Here is a 16,431-nt window from a genome sequence, read left to right on the forward strand (position 1 = left end):
ATTGCGCGAGCAGGATGGTGGCGTGCGATTTGACGGAGCAACGAACGAAGACCTTTCTGGATTACCTGAAACAGGTACGCGATCAGTGAATGCCCGGGCTACGCGCTACGGCGGTCGGCGGCCTCACATGGGCGGGCGCGACCAAGCGTGATCCGAAACCAGTCAGCACGTCCCCCGATCACGAACCACTGACGCGATTCCGTGCACGCCGCGCTTTCCGATTCATCGACGGCTTTTTGCGCTCCTCAATCCACGGCAGCAGCGAAATACCCACCGCACACAGCATCAACCCGCCAACCGGAGCGAACAGACCGAATCCGATTTCCCGTACCCACGCCCCGCCCACCACCGCTTCGTTGCGCCGCGCAATACCCGGAAACATCGACGAAACGCGCAGGCCGTCGTTCGCGGCCGCGTTGCAGTACGTCTTCGTGAACGCAACAAGCTGTTCGTGGCTGATGTTCGAGGCGGCCGAACGCGAGTACACCGGCGACCCGGCAGGCTGCCACGTCGTCTCGTACTGCTGCATCTGCCCCGCGCCATAGCGGAAGAGGGCGCGCGCCTCCCATGTCACACTGGATTTGCCATATCGCAGCGACACCTCACATCGCTCGACAACGGCGGGGACGTGAGGCCACGCACGAGCGCGAACGAGGATGGCCGAATTGATCGTGGCAGCTGCACCCGCCAGCACGAAGAACCCACCGACGACCAGAAGAATGGCCGACCGCAAGCAGCGCAGTGCGTATTTCACTGGAATATGGCTGGATTCAGTAGTCGGTCGGCCCGGCGACCGGCGCGTTGATACAGCGGAGTAGATGGGCGTGCGCAATCCGCGGAACGAGTCTGCCGGTATCGTGCCCCCGGCTCGCCATGTCGCGGAATCGCCGCTTACTGCCCCACCCGAAACTCGATCCGTCGATTCCTCGCCCGTCCCTCCGCCGTATCATTCGGCGCAATAGGCTGATCCGGGCCGACCCCCGTCGTCGTCATCTGCTGCGGCGGGATGCTCTTCGTGATCAGATACCCCTTCACCGCATCCGCGCGCGCCTGGCTCAGCGCGATGTTCGACGTCCGGTTCCCCGAGTTGTCGGTGTGGCCGATGATGTCGACCGTGCGGTTCTGCAACTTCGACAACGCGGCCGCCATCTGATCGAGAATCTGCCTGCCTTGCGGCGTGAGCGTCGCGCTGCCCGTCTCGAACTCGATCGTGCGGTTCGCGAGTGTCTGATCGAGCAGCCCCTGCTCGGACGCCGACACGCGCAGCCCGTTCTTGATCGTATACGTCGGGTTCAGCGTGTTCGCCATGTCGCTCGCGAGCTGCTGGCGCTGCGCTTCGTTATGCACCTCGCCCTTCACCTCGATCTGCGTGCCGTTGATCTTCAGTTGCCCCTTGCTGATCTGCTTGAGCTGCGCGCCGAGCAGTTTCTGCACGTTCGCGCTCCAGTTCGGCGGCGTCGCGACGTCGCCGACCTCGATCTGGTCGACCACGTTCGCCGCGCCGTAGGTGTCGCGCAGCTTCTGCAGCACGGCGGCCTTGGTCGCCTCGTCGGGCACCTTGCCGCCGGCCACCACCTGGCCGGGCGTCGCGTTCGCGGGCGGCGGCGCGATCGTGCCGGCCGTGCCGTGCACGACCGTGCCGGACCCCGCGGCCGGTGCGGCGGCGGGGTTGGAATTCGCGGGCAGGGCGGCGGTCGCGACCGTGCCGTTGCCGACCGGCGTGACGGTCGCGCCGCCCGTGTTCTGCGCGTAGGCCGCGCCGCTGCCGATGAAGCCGGCGGCGACGAGGGCGGCCACGAAGGGCGAGAAGCGCGAGAAGTGCGACAAGCGCGCGCGGCGGATGTGAATCGTGCGTTGCATCCGGTCAGCCTCCGATGAACGCTTCGCGGAATGCGTCGATGGCGACGCGCAGCGAGAGTTGCGGTTGGTCGAGGTAGCTGACGAGCTTGCTGATCTGGTGATCGTTTTGCGCATGGGCGTCGATCCACTCGGGATCGTCGATGTCGATGTTGTGGGCGGCGTAGGTCTGCGGGTCGACGACGCTCAGCAGCGTCTTCGAAGACGCACCGTTGAAGCCGATGATCAATCGCTCGCGCTCGGCGATCGAGCCGATGAAGATCGCGAGCTCGAAGTCGGCCTGCGCGACGAACGGTGCGATCAGTTCGAGCCAGAACGCGGCGACGAGGCTGCGATAGAACGGATCGACCGGCAGCGGCAGCGTGAGGCCGCGCTCGATGTGCGACGAACCGCTCTGCATCACGGGCCGCAACAGCGAGCCGAGCGCGAGCATCGCGCCGCGCAGCCGGACCGGATGGCCGCTTTCGAGCAGCATCTGCTGCAGGCCGTACAGCGACTGGTGTTCGATGAAGTCGTTGAAGGTGCCGTCATGCGACGTGCCGGGGCCGCCGACGTCGATCGGCACCTGCGTGTCGCCGAGCGCCTGCAGCGCGCCGGGCGGCTCCTCCTTGGCCAGCAGCGGCGGGATCTGCGCGGCGACGCGCGACCACAGCCGCGCGAACGCGAGCGGGCTGCGCGCGAGGAACGCGAGCGGCCGGTCGACTTCCAGCGCGGTCGCGCCGAGGAACGGGAAGCGGCGCATCGACACATCGTGGCTCGCGACCATGTGGCCGGCGATGGCGAGCTTGCTGCGCGAGCCGAGGAACGCGAAATGCATCGGCTTCGCATCCTCGTAGACGATCTTCCAGCGCGGATCTTCCGCGAGCAGTTCGAGCGCCTGCGCGATCCAGCGATCGAGCGTCTGCAGCAACTGCGGATTGTGCGGGCTCTTCACGAAGTCGCCGCGCGACGGAATCTTGCCGAAGTAGGCGATCTGCGCCTGAACGGTTTGCGTCATTGCGCCCCCTGTGCATTCGTTGCGGTGGCGGCCGTGACGGCCGGTGCCGCGGCCGGCGCGCCGTTGCCGGCCTGCGTCGCGTTCTGTGCCGCGCCCGCGCTCGCGTCGGCGACCGACGACGGCAGCTGCAGGCCGCGCAGGCTCTGCTGCTGCGGCTGGTCGCCGCCGCCGCCCGTCGGCTGCGACGTGCTGATGATGCGCATCGTCACCGACACGTTCACGCTGCCCTGGATCCACGTGAGGTCGAAGGTGCCGTCCGGACGGCGCTTGCGCTGCGCGGAGTTGATCAGCTTCTCGAGACCGTAGCGGCCCGGCTCGTTGACGAGCTGCACCGTGCGGCCGTCGAAGGTCGTCGCGGACAGCGTCGCGCCCGGCGAACCCTGCGGGTTCGGCCACACGAAATTGGTCCACTGCGGCGGCGTGTTGCGGTAGCGCAGTTGCTGGCCGTCGATCGCGATCGTGTATTCCGTCGTGCCCGTGCTCGGCTGCGGCAGGATCTGGAACACGGTCTGCGGTTCGGCCGCCGCGGCCGCGCCGCCTGCGGCGCCGCCGGCGAGCGGAGCGACCCAGCGCGCGAAGCCGTTCGTGAAGTCAGGCGTGAGGCCGATGCCCATGTCGCCCCACGTGCGGGCCGCGAGCGTGTCGCCGCGTCGCACCGCGAGCGGGCCCAGCGTCGTGCCGACGAACTTGGCGATCGCACCGTCCGGGCCGAACACCTGCGCGATTTCGCCTGCGCCGGCCTCGACCTTCGCATTCGCGGCGAACGGGTACTTCGTCGCGAGCGAGCTCTGGAACGGCTGGTAGACCTGCGCGTTCCACACCTTGTTGACTTCGGCGCTGGCCGGCTGGATCACCACCGAGAACGCCTGCATCAGCGGGCGTACCAGCAGCGGTCGCAGCGACTTGCGTTGCGAATCGGTGAGGCCGGTCAGCATCTGCTCGTCGACGAACTTCAGCGAATCGGCGAGTTCCGAGCCGTTGCCGTCGAGCGTCTGCTGCATCAGCTGGCGCGCGCCGGGGCCGGGGTCGCCCTGGTTCTTGATCACGTTGAAGCGCGTGCGCACCTTCGACAGCGAATCCATGTAGCCCTTGAGCATCGACGTGCCGTCGTGCGTCGCGACGATCCGCGCGAGCCCGATGAACTCCTGGCCGATCGGACCCATCGGCACCTCGGCCGGATTGCCGTTGATGTCGATGTTCGCGGCCGCCATCTGGCCGGCCTGCGAGCGCGTGAACAGTTGCTTGACCCAGTTCACGACACCCGTCTGCGCCTTCTTGATCGTCACGTTCGCGAGCGACGGGTTGTCCCACGACGTCTGGTCGTACGCGGTCTCGAGGATCTTGCGGATCGGCGAATCCTGCGGGTCGCCGAGGCGGTTCATCCCGTCGACGGCCTGGCCGAAGCTGCTGAAGCCCTGCACCGCGATGCCCTGCATGAACTTCTGCCAGTGCTGCGCGTATTCGGTCTTGTACATCCCGACGAGGGTCTTCTGGATCTGCTCGGGGCTGCCTTCCAGCGTCAGGTCGTCCTGCGTCGACGTGTTCAGCACCCAGTCCTTCGCCTGCAGCTCCTTGGTCGCCGCGTCGCGGATCGCCGGCTGCACGTAGTCGAACCAGGCTTCACGCGTGAACGTCCCCGGAATCGCGTAGCTGCCGGCGACCAGCCCCTGGTTGCCGTCGCCGACGATGCGCGCGATGGTCATCGGCGCGAAGCGGGTCGACGCGCGGGCCTTGATTTCCTCGTAGACGCGCTGGCGGGCCGGCATGCCGCGCACGACGCGGCGCAGGTTCTCGCGGGTCTGGTCGACGAGCGCGAGGTTCGCGTCGATCATCGGCCAGTCGTCGTCGGTCACGCGCGACAGATAGAACGAGATCATGCGCTCGGCGCTCTTGATCATCTCGTCGCGCGGCATGTTGCCGCGATTCGTCTCGAGCCAGCCGCGCCAGAAGCGGGCGAGCTGGTCGGTCAGGTGCGCCTGTTCGACATGACGCTTGTCGGACAGCATCAAGTAGGTCTTCAGCGCGTTGTACGCGTCCTGCACGTTGGTCGGCGACGCGTCGCTGTACAGCCCGCCCTGCGGCGCAGCCGGCTGTTGCGGCGCGGCGGCCGTCGCGGCGGAGGCGCCTTGCGCGGCGCCGGCCGGCGGTGCGGCGCCCGGCGGGTTCGTCGAGACCGGCACCGCGCCGCCCTGCACCGCACCCGATTCGGGCGGGCGCGTCATCGGCACGAGCTGTTCGGGGTGCGCGTTCACGTCCTTCATGAACGACGCGAGGTTCTGCGAGACCGGCGCGAGCAGGATCTGGCGCACGCCGTTGTAGTACTCGGTCAGCAGATGCTGCTCGAGACGGTCGCCCTGGTACAGGCCGAGCGACACCGATACCGGCTTGTCGCGGCGGAACTGCTCGAGCTGTTCGATCCGGTCTTCGAGGATGTCCATCGCCTGCAGGCGCGACTGCAGGTCGTTGCGGCCCTGCTGAAGGCGCGTGACGTTGTCGAGATCGGCCTGCACGTTCGCGACGAGCTGCTGGTTGCCGATCGTCGACCAGGTCCAGCCGCCGAGTGCGAGCGCGAGGGCCGCGACGAAGCCGAAGAAGGTCGCGTAGCGCAGCCGGGTCTTGGTCGGGCTAGCGAACTGCCGCACGGTCTGGCGGTCCGCGAAGATCACCTTCGAGAACAGGTCGCGCAGGAAGAAGCCGTTCTTCGAGAACGCGCTGTGCGGTTTCGGCAGCGCGTTCGCGTCGAGGCCGAAGCGGTGCGCGATGCGCTGCGCGGCGGCGCTGTTGGTTTCGCCTTCCTGCAGCGCGCTGGTGAAGTAGAAGCCGCGGAAGATCGGCTTGTACTGGAACGGGTTGTTCTCGAACAGCGTCGCGAGGAACGCGCGCAGCGACGGCTTGATCGTCGAGAATTCGAGCGGGAAGCTCAGCTGACCCGGCGACAGCTGGTTGCCGCGCGACAGCGACAGCTGCGCGACGCTGATTTCCTTCAGCCCTTCGTACAGCTCCTCGAAGCGCTCGTCGAACAGCGCGACGACGTCACGCTTCTCGTCCGGCTCGTAGGGCAGGGTGGCGCCCCACACGCGGTCGTACTCGTGCTTGTCGCTGCTGCTGAAGAATTCGGTGAAGCCGGTGATCAGGTCGGCCTTCGTGAACATCACGTAGACCGGCGCGAACACCTCGAGCTTTTCGGTCAGCTCCTGAACGCGCTGACGGAGGTTTTTCGCGAGGTTGATCGCAAATTCGGGGCGGTTGCCGGTGAGTTCGGCGATGCTCGCGGTGACGATGATGCCGTTGATCGGCGCCTTCGGACGGTAGCGTTTCAGCAGGCCGAGGAAGCCGAGCCATTCGCTGCGGTCTTCCTCGTGCACCGAGTAGCGGCCGGCCGTGTCGAGCAGGATCCCCTCGGTCGTGAAGAACCAGTCGCAGTTGCGCGTGCCGCCGATGCCGTGGATCACGGCGCTGTTCTTGTCCGCGAACGGAAACTGCAGGCCGGAGTTCAGCACGGCGCTGCTCTTGCCCGCGGCCGGGTTGCCGATCACGATGTACCACGGCAGTTCGTACAGCGCGGAGCCGCCCGACACCTGACCGATCTTCGACGTCTTGATCGTCTTCACCGCGTCGGACAGGCGCGTGCGCAGCACGTCGAGGTCGGCTGTCTTCGAGTCGGGCGCAAGCGCGGCCGCGGCCGGCGCGGCGATCTTGCCGGTTTCCGCCTGCTCCTCCAGCACCTGGCCGAGTTGCTGGTTCGCGCGCTTCACGCGCCAGCGGCGCCACAACGCGACGCCGAGCCACAGCACGAGGATCGCCGCGAAGGCGAGCGCCGCCCACAGGAGCGGCAGCTGCAGCATGTCGGCGACGATGAAGAGAATCGCCGCTAGCGCGACGATCCCGACAATCGAGAGCGTACGCGGATGAGTCAGCACGTTGAGGATGCGTTGCATAGGACGTTCAGGTTCCGGTGCGATTCAGTGAGGCGACGCAGGCGCGCCGAGCGGCAAGGGTGGCGCTGCGATGTGTCGCCATGCTGTCAAACGGGATGAAGGGGGCTGGCATCAATGCGCCCGCGGCATCGGAGAAGGCGCGCGCAATAACGAAAGGACGCTGTGAGAATTAAAACGGATGCGGCGGCCTGAAAAAATCGCGCACCGGAATGCCCGATCGATTGCGCCGCCCAAATCGTTTCCTGCCGGGTGATTAAAAAGCCCCATGCCGCCCTCATTATTTCTTGTTCGGCAGCCGTGACTAGCTGCCGCGTCCCAGTTTAAAACCGGGTTTATGGTATTCCACGTGCCCGAGATCCATCATCTTCCATCGGCCGCCCCAGGTCAGTCCGACCTGCTCGGCAACCTGGCCGTACAACTGGTAGCCGCGCATCGCCCACGGATCTTTCTCGGAAATGACCAGCTTGCCGTCGCGCAGGAACGCGTTGTCCGTCGCGAGCCCGAACTGGTGGTAACTCTGGAAGGCCGCCGCATTGGTCACGTTGGTGCCCATCTGCGCGAGCCGGTTCTGCCGTTCCGGACTCCGATAACCTTCCAGCAGCGCCATCTCGTAACCATATTGTTCGTGCATGATCTTGTAGACCAGCAGCAAACGCGTACGGAAATCGGGATCCAGCAGGTTCCAGTCGCGGCTCGCATCCTTCAGCGCCGGCCGCACCTGTTCGACTTCCTTCGTGGCAAAGACTTCCGGCGGCAACGGCGGCGGCGGCACGAGTTGTTCGCCCTGCAACAGCGCGGCGATCTTCTCGTCGGGCACGCGCGCCGTGTCGTCGTACTGAAATAATTGCCGACCGCGTAACGCAATGGCCACCAATGGCGGCGTCGCAAGAATACCTGCCGACACCATAATCATCAAGCGCCGCCGAACCAGTAAATTTTGCACGCCACTTAATGCGCCGCGCGTCGCGGTTGCCGATTTAACAATTTGACTGCGCGTGCGTGCGGCGCGATCGTTCGCGCGGCGCGTCATGCGGCCGTGAAACTGGGCCACGGATTCGAAAACGGTCGCCCGGATACCCGGTAAAAGCAACAGGGCCGCGACCGCGACGGCGAGGGCGAAATAGGCGACGAGTGCGACGGCAATCAAGGAAATCCCCGGAAATTGGAATTGATTGTGTTTTGCAATGCTTGCTCTTAGAATCAGGCTGCCTTGAGAGGCCGGGCTATATTATCGCGGTGAATTAAACCAGGATTCAATGAGACGCTGAATGAGTGCGCCGGAAAATTCAAATTCGAAAACCCCGCCCAGCCTGCTGTCCGATACCAAACCGGCAGGCGGGGGTGGGCCGCAGCAATCGCGCATTCTCGCGAATCTGGAAGGACGTGTCACGCCGCCAGCCGAGGCCCCGCGCCGTTCGCTGAAGGGGCCGATCGCGGCCGTCGTCGCGCTCGTGGTCGCCGTCGGCGGCTGGGGCGCGTGGCGCTGGCAGCAGCAATCGGGCGAGCAGGCCGTCGTGGCCGCCGCGCCCGTGCCGGCACCGGCGAAGGCCGAGACGGCCAGCGGTGCCGCCGCGCAGGTCGCGCAGAATGCAGCGTCGGCCGCGCCCGCCGCGCAACCCGCGACGATCGTCAATGACGATGCCGCGTCCCAGACCGTTGCGTCCGCATCCTCTGCGTCGGGCGCGGACAGCAGCCGCTTGTCGCGCGCGCTCGCGAGCGGTGCCGACGATGCGTCGGGCGCAGCCACGGCAGGCGCCGCCGCCACGACGGCCGCCGCCGCAGCAGCAGCGACGAAAACGGCGAAGGCCGACACCGCGAAGGGCGACAAGGTCGCCGCACGCGGCAAGGCCGAAACGAAGGCGGATGCCCGCAAGCATCACAAGGAACAGCAGGCTGAACTCGCGCAGGCGAAGAAGCGTCGCGAAGCGACGACCCGTACCGCGAGCGCGAAGGCGTCCGGCAAGGACGACCCGGATGCGGATCTGCTCGCCGCGCTCGTCGCACGCACGAAGCCGGCCGACAAGAAGGCCGCCGCACAGAAGGGGCAGGCCGTGCCGAACAAGGCCGCCGCCACGACGGGCGGTTCGCTCGCATCGCGCGTGAAGGATTGCTCGGAGCGCGGCTTCTTCGAGGATCAGCTGTGCCGCTGGCGCGTCTGCGACGGCCATTGGGGCAAGGATCCGGCCTGCCCTACCGCCGCGCAGTCGGAGCCGCGGCAGTAATCCAAGGCTTCGCGCCGGCTCGCTTATCGCACATGCGCCGCCCAACGGGCGGCGCATTGCTTTTTGGGATAGGCTGACGAGGCCGGGACGGGGCGTATGTGACAGTGTCACGAGAACGTCACATCCGTCGGGCATACGTTTCGTTTCATTTCCCGGCGTGGCGCCGCGATGCGCGATGCGCGGCGCGGCGCGCGCCGCACGACCTTCGACACGATGGACCTGATCGTACAGACTTACGGTGCCGATACGTCCGGCATGGTATGCGGATTCCGCTTCGTCCCGGGCGGAGCGGGCGTGATGCTCGACGCCGAAGCGGCCGCTGCATGGCTGCGCACGTGCCGCGAGCGCGATGCGAGCGCATCGGACGATTTCGTCTGGCTGCACTTCAATCTCGCGCACGGCGCGAGCGAGCGCTGGATGCGCACGCACCTCGGATTGCCCGACAGCTTCTTCGAATTCCTGCACGAAGGGTCGCGCTCGACGCGCATCGAGCAGGAGGACGGCGCACTGCGCGCGATCGTCAACGACGTGATGTTCAATCTCGAACTGACGCCGTCGGAAATCGCGACGCTGTTCGTCCACGTCGAACGGCGCATCATGGTCACCGCGCGCCTCAAGCCGCTGCGCTCGGTCGACACGCTGCGCGCGGGCGTGCGCGACGGCGAGCGGTTCCGGTCGCCGGTCGAGCTGCTCGTGCACCTGCTGCACGACCAGGCCGACCTGCTGATCCAGATCATGCGGCGCACGAGCGTCGACGTCGATCGCATCGAGGATCGCTTCCTGTCGCAACGGCTCACGTCGAATCGCGTCGAACTCGGCGCGATGCGCCGCACGTTGACGCGCCTGCAGCGCATGCTGGCGCCCGAGCCCGGCTCGATCTTCCGGCTGCTCGCGAAACCGCCCGCGTGGCTGCATCCCGAAGACGTGCAGGAGCTGCGCGAATCGACCGAGGAGTTCTCGCTCGTGCTCGCCGATCTGTCGGGGCTCAACGAGCGGATCAAGCTGCTGCAGGAAGAGATCGGCTCGCGGCTCGACGAGCAGAACAACCGGACGCTGTTCACGCTGACGCTCGTCACCGTGGTCGCGCTGCCGATCAACATCGTCGCGGGCTTCTTCGGGATGAACGTCGGCGGCGTGCCGTTCTCCGAGAACAAGCACGGCTTCTGGCTGATGGTGCTGCTCGTCGCGGGCTTTACCGCGCTCGCCGCATGGTGGGCGTTTCGTCGGCGCGACGATCGCTAGCCGTTGCCGGTGCGGCGCGAGCGGACCCGACAAAAAAACAGGCCCCGCATGCGGGGCCTGCCGAAGGACGTGAGGACTTGAACGCCGGCCGGCGCCGCGAACCGCGCGGCACCGGCCGGCCGGACAACGTTACTGAACCAGCGTCTTGCGCGGCTTGAACATGCCCTGATAGCGCAGCGACGGACGTTCCTTCGCCGTCGGCGCGATGCCGCCGAAGCTCGGCGTCTGGCGCAGCTTCATCGCGGCCGGCGAAGCGACCGAGCCGATCGACGTCGAACGCGAAGCCGGCGCGAGGTTGTTCGCGACGAGCAGCGCGGCCTCGCTCTTCAGGTTCGCGAGCAGCACCGGATCGGTCGAGCCGTTGACCTGCGTGAGCAGGCCGCTCCACGCGGCGTCGCTGTAGTTCACGACGTAGTAGTCGAGACCGCTCGGATCCGCGACCACGCCCGTGCAGCCGTCGATCCGCGTCTGCGCCTGCGTATCCTTCAGCGCGAGCGTCGTGTGTTTCGCGAGACCCTGGCCGTACGCGAGCGTGATCGGCACCGTCCATTGCAGGCCCGGATACGCGTTCTTGTTCGGGAACGGCTGCTGTTTCAGCGTGACGATCGTCTGGTTCTTCGTCATATCGCACTGCGTGTCGAGCGAGATCAGCGGCACGCCCGTCTGGCGCACGTAGCTGTCGCCGATCGGGCCGACCGACTGGCCGCTCGCCTTCGACAGCGCATCCCACAGGCGCTTCGGCGTGCCGTTGCCGAACGAGTAGTCGACCAGATACTGCTGCAGGCCCTGGCGCAACGTCTGCTCGCCGAGATAGTTCTCGAGCGTCTTCAGCACGTGGCCGCCCTTGTCGTACGTGAACGCGCTCGCGCTCAGCACGAAGTCGTTCGACGCCCAGTCGTTGAAGTTCGGCGCGACCGGGAACGCGTTCGGGCCGATGTCGCGATTGATCACGCGGTACTTGTTCTTCACCTGATCGAGCCAGCTGAACTCGTCGGGGAAGAACTGGATCGTCGTCTTCGTCTCGAAGAACGTCGCGAACGACTCGTTGAGCCAGACGTTGTCCCACCAGTCGGTCGTGACGAGGTCGCCGAACCACTGGTGCGCGACTTCGTGTGTCAGCACCTCGTTACCGTAACGCGACATCGGCTGGCCCGGCTGCGGCAGGATGTCGTCGGCGAATTCGAGGATCGACCCCCAGTTCTCCATCCCGCCGAAGTTCAGGTCCTTCTGCTCCTTGAACGCGTCGTTCGCGGCGACCGTATCGAACTTCGTCAGCGGCAGCGGGATGCCCGTGTAGCGGTAGTAGTAATCGAGCGCCTGCTTGGTGCGGTCCATCGCGGGCTTCGCCCAGTCGCTCATGCCCGGCGGCGTGAACACGCGCAGGTGCAGGCCGCCCTTGCCGCCCGGCAGCGGGCTCGAGAAATCGTCCTCGTAGGTGTCGAACATGCCGCCGCCGAAGAACAGCAGGTACGACGGCATCGGCGGGGTCTTCTCGAACTGCACGAGCTTGTAGCCGCCGCCGACGTTGGTCGCCGGCTTCTCGGCCGCGTTCGACACGACGCGCCAGCTTTGCGGCACTTCGGCCGTCACTTCATAGGTCGGACGGAACGCCGGCTCGTCCCAGCCCGGGAACCATTGGCGCGACAGGTTGGTTTCGCCTTGCGTGAGGATCGCGCCGCTCGTCTTGCCGTCGGTGCCCTTCAGGTCGACGCGGAACACGCCTTCCGCGGCCGAGCAGCCCGGATACGGATCGTCGCCGCAACTGCCGCCCGTCTGCGTGGCCGGATCGTCGTACGACTTGAAGTTGATGATGCCCGACCACTCCATGTGCAGCGAATAGTTGCCCGGCGCGATCGTGCCGGCCGCGGGGCGCAGCTGGTAGAAGTCGCCCTTGTCCTGCGGCGTCGCGATCAGCTGGATGTTGCCCGGCTGCAGCGTGATGCGGCCGTTCGTGAACTTGATCCGGTGGCCGGCGATCACGATGTTGTTGACCGGCTTCAGCACCTTGATTTCGACGTCGGCGCGCCCGTCGAACGCGTCCAGCGCGTCGTTCGGGCGGAACCACAGCCGGTAGTTGACCGGCACCACGGTGTCCGGCAGCTCGACAGGCGACACGCTCTTGTCGACGTTGGAGGCACTCGGCGGCGTGTTGGCGGCGGGCGCCGAGCCCGAGTGCGGCGCGCCGGCCGAGCTGAGTGCGGAAGCCGAGCCCACGCCGCCGTCGTCGCCGCCGCAACCGGCGAGTACGAGTGCGGCGACCAGCGGTAGATAACGCATCTTGTGAATGTTGATCGACATGACTGAAACCTCGATTGTTGAAAGAATCGTTCAGTGCTGCGAAAACGCCGGCAAAGACAATCCCTCGCCGTTAATCAGCGGCGATGAGAAATGCCAATGACGGATTATTCGAAAAGACGGTCAGTCGACTACGTGAAGGTAATCATCGTTTACTGCCCCCTCTGTGTTTCCGGATGTCGGTTAACTTGCCGGTTCAAAATGGCCGTGCGCGTGTTGTACTGAATTGATTTCGCGCGCACGACACGCGGCTGCCCGCCCTGCACGGGCGTGCATTCCCTTTGAACCGACGACCCACGGGGCTGGCCGTACCAGGCCGCCGGACGGAAGGACGGCGTGTCGCCGTTCCGTAAAATCGCCGTCATGCGGCATCAAGGTTTGTCGGCCTGCTCGAAGGATGCGTAAATATACTTGATGGTTTTGGGTTAAGGAAACGAAAAAATTAGAAAGTGACTCAATTGAATTTTCCATGTGCCATTGAATGCCGGCGGGCATTAATTCACTTTCCGTTTAGTCGCCGCTTTCCGTAGTTTTAATCTATTAACGATCGCGGCGCTACGCGAAAACTACGAAGTCCGGGGTGGCGGGGGCGCGCTCGGTACAATGCATCGACGACCTGTCGATCGATTGCCGCAAGGAGGCCAGCCGATGCCACGAGCCCTGTTCCTTACCGCGCCGCTGCGCGCCGTGCTGCTGCTGTTCGCCGCCGCCTTCGTGCTCGGCGGTTGCGCGGGCTTCACGCGCGAGCCCGTGAGCGTGTCCGTCGCCGGGCTCGACCCGCTGATCGGGCAGGGCCTCGAGATGCGCTTCAGCCTGAAGCTGCGCGTGCAGAACCCGAACGACGCGCCGATCGAGTACGACGGCATTTCGGTCGCGCTCGACCTGAACGGCACGCCGTTCGCGAGCGGCGTCAGCGATCGCTCGGGCGTCGTGCCGCGTTTCGGCGAGACGGTGATCGACGTGCCGGTTTCGGTCTCGGCGTTCGCCGCCGCGCGGCAGGCGTGGAACCTGCCCGGTGCGGCGGCCAGCGGCGAGCTGCCCTACGCGCTGCGCGGGCGGCTCGCGGGCGGTGTGCTCGGCAGCGTGCATTTCCGCGACGCGGGCACGTTGCGCATGCCGACGACGCCGGGATGGGGCGGGTAGATGTGCCGGCAACGTCGGCCAAATGTCACGAAAAGTTGACGAATTGACAGTCTTCAACAGTCTGCTTGGCGGAAGTTGGATTGTGGTGGTTGCGGCTCCTACACTGGTCAATGTCCGAGGGTCGGACGTTCTTTTAGGAGAGTAAGCACATGGCTGCAAAGTTCGAGATCAAAAAGGCGACGAACGGTCAGTACTTCTTCCATTTGAAGTCGGCGAATGGCGAGATCATCCTCGCGAGCGAGCGGTACGAGGAGAAGCGCGGCGCGCAAACCGGCATCGCTTCCGTCCGCGAGAATGCGCCGCTGGACGAACGTTATGAGCGGAAGGTTGCGCACAACGGCGAGTACATGTTCAATCTGAAGGCCGCAAACCGCCAGGTTATCGGTACGAGTGAAACGTACAAGAGCACGCAAGGCCGCGACAACGGGATTGCTGCCGTCAAGCGCGACGCGCCCGACGCAGAGACTTTCGATCTCGCCTGATAGACGATCGTGCCGCGGCAAACGCCTTCGGGCGGGCGCCGCGGCCCCCGTTTTTGCGAGGCCGGACAAAGCGCGGTATGGTGTCGTCCGCGCGGTGAATTCTCGCCGCCTGTCTGAAGCCAACCGTAGCCGAGCTCGCGTGACCGATTTCCCCGTTTTCCACTGGACCGACGCCGACGGCGCCGAACATGCCGTGCGCTGGCGCTCCGAAGCCGGCGTGCAGCCGCCGAAGCGCGCCGTGCCGGCCGACGACCGCCTCACCGCCGATGCCGCGTACCGCCTCGCATGCGAGGGCACCGCGCTCGTCTGGCAGGGCGACTTCCAGAATGCGCGCCAGCTCGTGCAGGCGATGGCCCGCCGCGTCGAACGCAAGCCGAAGAAGGCGAAGGCCGCGGCCGGCGCCGACGCATTCAACCTGCACCGGCTCGCGCAATCGCAGCGCGCCCGCACGCTCGGGATGCTGCTGATCCCGCTCGATGCCGACTACACGATCCCGCTGCGCCGCGCGCCCGACGTGCGCGCCGCATGCGAGGAAGCGTACGGGCCGGGCGGCGCGCCGTCGGTCGTGTCGCTGCGCGAACTGCTCGGTCTCGTCGGCGCGCACGAATGGCGCAAGAAGGGCGTGCCGATTCCGGCGCTCGGCGGTGCGCCGATCCATCCGCATTACGGCGTGTTTTCGCCGGTGCGCGGCGAATACGTCGAGCTCGTCGCGCGTGCGCCGCTGCCGGCAACGTCGCTCGCATTTGACATCGGTACCGGCACCGGCGTGCTCGCGGCCGTGCTCGCATCGCGCGGCGTCGAGCGCATCGTCGCGACCGATCAGGATCCGCGCGCGCTAGCATGCGCACGCGAGAACATCGCGCGGCTCGGCCACGCCGATCGCGTCGAGGTCGTCGAAGCCGACCTGTTTCCGGCCGGCCGCGCGCCGCTCGTCGTGTGCAACCCGCCGTGGGTGCCGGCTCGCCCGAGCGCGCCGATCGAATACGCGGTCTACGATCCCGACAGCCGCATGCTGCGCGGGTTCCTCGCCGGGCTCGCCGAGCATCTCGAACCGGGCGGCGAAGGCTGGCTGATCCTGTCCGATTTCGCCGAGCATCTCGGCCTGCGGCCGCGCGACACGCTGCTGCAATGGATCGATGAAGCCGGTCTCGTCGTGCTCGGCCGCGAAGACATCCGCCCCGCGCATCCGAAGTCGACCGACGCGGACGATCCGCTGCACGCTGCACGCCGCGCCGAGCTCACGTCGCTCTGGCGGCTCGGCGCGCGGGCCTGATCGCGCATTTTCGGTAAACTGTCGCCATTCCTCACGAATTCACGCCGCCGGGCCGTGGTCACCCGACCATGGCCCGGCGCCGCTTCACGATGTCGAACAAGACCTACGAAATCCGTCCGGAGCAGTCCGTCGAGCTGTTGAAGGAACTGCACATCCTGACCCGCGACGGCAAGCTGAACCAGGACAGCCGCCGCAAGCTGAAGCAGGTCTATCACCTGTTCCAGTTCATCGAGCCGCTGCTCGCGAGCGTGCAGGCCGACAAGGGCGCCGTCACGCTCGTCGATCACGGCGCCGGCAAGTCCTATCTCGGCTTCATCCTGTACGACCTGTTCTTCAAGCAGCAGCCGGGGCACGGCACGCCGGCGTTCGCGTCGCACGTGTACGGCATCGAGACGCGCGAAGAGCTCGTCACGCGTTCCACCGAACTCGCCGCGCGACTCGGCTTCGGCGGGATGTCGTTCCTGAACCTGTCGGTTGCCGACTCGATCACGTCGCCGAAGCTGCCCGAAACGGTCGATGTCGTGACCGCGCTGCATGCATGCGACACGGCGACTGACGACGCGATCCGTTTCGCGCTCGCGAAGCGCGCGCAGCACATCGTGCTGGTGCCGTGCTGCCAGGCGGAGGTCGCGGGCGTGCTGCGCAGGAACAAGGGCAAGTCGCTCGCGAATGCGCTGACGGAAGTGTGGCGGCATCCGCTGCATACGCGCGAATTCGGCAGCCAGATCACCAACGTGCTGCGCTGTCTGCAACTCGAGGCGCACGGCTACCAGGTCAGCGTGACCGAGCTGGTCGGCTGGGAGCACTCGATGAAGAACGAGCTGATCATCGCGCAGTACAAGAACCTGCCGCGCCGCAAGCCCGGCGAGCGGCTGAACGAGATCCTCGGCATGTTCGGGCTCGCCGAACTGAACGAGCGCTTCTTCGTGCCGGCGCCCGCGGCGGCGGAAGGCGAGACCGTCGAGCCGGCAGCAGACTGAGG

General features: G+C 66.3%; 12 protein-coding genes. 6 read left to right on the forward strand and 6 right to left on the reverse strand.

All coding sequences use genetic code 11. The annotated features are described in order from the left end of the window. Positions 1 to 178: 178 nt before the first annotated feature. From ACP26O_RS02130 to ACP26O_RS02150, 5 genes are all read right to left on the reverse strand, one after another. Positions 179 to 754 carry a hypothetical protein gene (locus ACP26O_RS02130; RefSeq protein ID WP_175665988.1) on the reverse strand — a complete coding sequence of 192 codons (576 nt, stop codon included), beginning with the start codon at positions 752 to 754 and terminating at the stop codon, positions 179 to 181. A gap of 137 nt (positions 755 to 891) precedes the next feature. Then, the gene (locus ACP26O_RS02135; protein WP_175665987.1) at positions 892 to 1,860 is read right to left on the reverse strand and encodes an OmpA family protein; all 969 of its coding nucleotides are present in this window, start codon (positions 1,858 to 1,860) and stop codon (positions 892 to 894) included. Positions 1,861 to 1,864: 4 nt separating this feature from the next. Beyond that, positions 1,865 to 2,854 (reverse strand): type VI secretion system-associated protein TagF, encoded by a 990-nt coding sequence (tagF, locus tag ACP26O_RS02140; protein ID WP_006755789.1) that lies wholly within the window; start codon positions 2,852 to 2,854, stop codon positions 1,865 to 1,867. Continuing rightward, positions 2,851 to 6,792, reverse strand: a complete 3,942-nt coding sequence (gene tssM / locus ACP26O_RS02145; RefSeq protein ID WP_165750795.1) for a type VI secretion system membrane subunit TssM — start codon at positions 6,790 to 6,792, stop codon at positions 2,851 to 2,853. Before tssM ends, tagF begins: the two co-directional genes overlap by 4 nt. Before the next feature lie 301 nt (positions 6,793 to 7,093). Continuing rightward, complete coding sequence (locus tag ACP26O_RS02150) at positions 7,094 to 7,939, reverse strand: M15 family metallopeptidase (protein WP_041491077.1); 846 nt, start codon at positions 7,937 to 7,939, stop codon at positions 7,094 to 7,096. A gap of 121 nt (positions 7,940 to 8,060) precedes the next feature. Between ACP26O_RS02150 and ACP26O_RS02155 the strand changes: the two genes are divergently transcribed. Together ACP26O_RS02155 and ACP26O_RS02160 are read left to right on the forward strand one after the other, a co-directional pair. Beyond that, the gene (locus ACP26O_RS02155) at positions 8,061 to 9,014 is read left to right on the forward strand and encodes a phage tail protein (protein WP_175665986.1); all 954 of its coding nucleotides are present in this window, start codon (positions 8,061 to 8,063) and stop codon (positions 9,012 to 9,014) included. Between the two features lie 213 nt (positions 9,015 to 9,227). Next, on the forward strand, positions 9,228 to 10,256 hold the full coding sequence (locus ACP26O_RS02160; RefSeq protein ID WP_175666043.1) for a transporter: 1,029 nt from the start codon (positions 9,228 to 9,230) through the stop codon (positions 10,254 to 10,256). Between the two features lie 129 nt (positions 10,257 to 10,385). Here the strand turns inward: ACP26O_RS02160 and ACP26O_RS02165 are convergent, their stop codons facing one another. Then, complete coding sequence (locus ACP26O_RS02165; protein WP_175657406.1) at positions 10,386 to 12,554, reverse strand: M1 family metallopeptidase; 2,169 nt, start codon at positions 12,552 to 12,554, stop codon at positions 10,386 to 10,388. Positions 12,555 to 13,199: 645 nt separating this feature from the next. Between ACP26O_RS02165 and ACP26O_RS02170 the strand changes: the two genes are divergently transcribed. The 4 genes from ACP26O_RS02170 to ACP26O_RS02185 all read left to right on the forward strand — a co-directional run bounded on the left by ACP26O_RS02170 (position 13,200) and on the right by ACP26O_RS02185 (position 16,429). Continuing rightward, positions 13,200 to 13,694 carry an LEA type 2 family protein gene (locus ACP26O_RS02170; RefSeq protein ID WP_175665985.1) on the forward strand — a complete coding sequence of 165 codons (495 nt, stop codon included), beginning with the start codon at positions 13,200 to 13,202 and terminating at the stop codon, positions 13,692 to 13,694. Between the two features lie 149 nt (positions 13,695 to 13,843). Then, positions 13,844 to 14,176 (forward strand): YegP family protein, encoded by a 333-nt coding sequence (locus tag ACP26O_RS02175; RefSeq protein ID WP_175665984.1) that lies wholly within the window; start codon positions 13,844 to 13,846, stop codon positions 14,174 to 14,176. Positions 14,177 to 14,315: 139 nt separating this feature from the next. After that, a complete protein-coding gene (locus tag ACP26O_RS02180) occupies positions 14,316 to 15,449 on the forward strand; it encodes a methyltransferase (RefSeq protein WP_175665983.1) in 1,134 nt (377 codons plus the stop codon). Positions 15,450 to 15,538: 89 nt separating this feature from the next. Beyond that, on the forward strand, positions 15,539 to 16,429 hold the full coding sequence (locus ACP26O_RS02185) for a class I SAM-dependent methyltransferase (RefSeq protein WP_175666042.1): 891 nt from the start codon (positions 15,539 to 15,541) through the stop codon (positions 16,427 to 16,429). The last annotated feature ends 2 nt before the right edge of the window (positions 16,430 to 16,431 follow it).

Source organism: Burkholderia sp. R-40 (assembly GCF_049942845.1).
GTDB lineage: Bacteria > Pseudomonadota > Gammaproteobacteria > Burkholderiales > Burkholderiaceae > Burkholderia > Burkholderia ambifaria.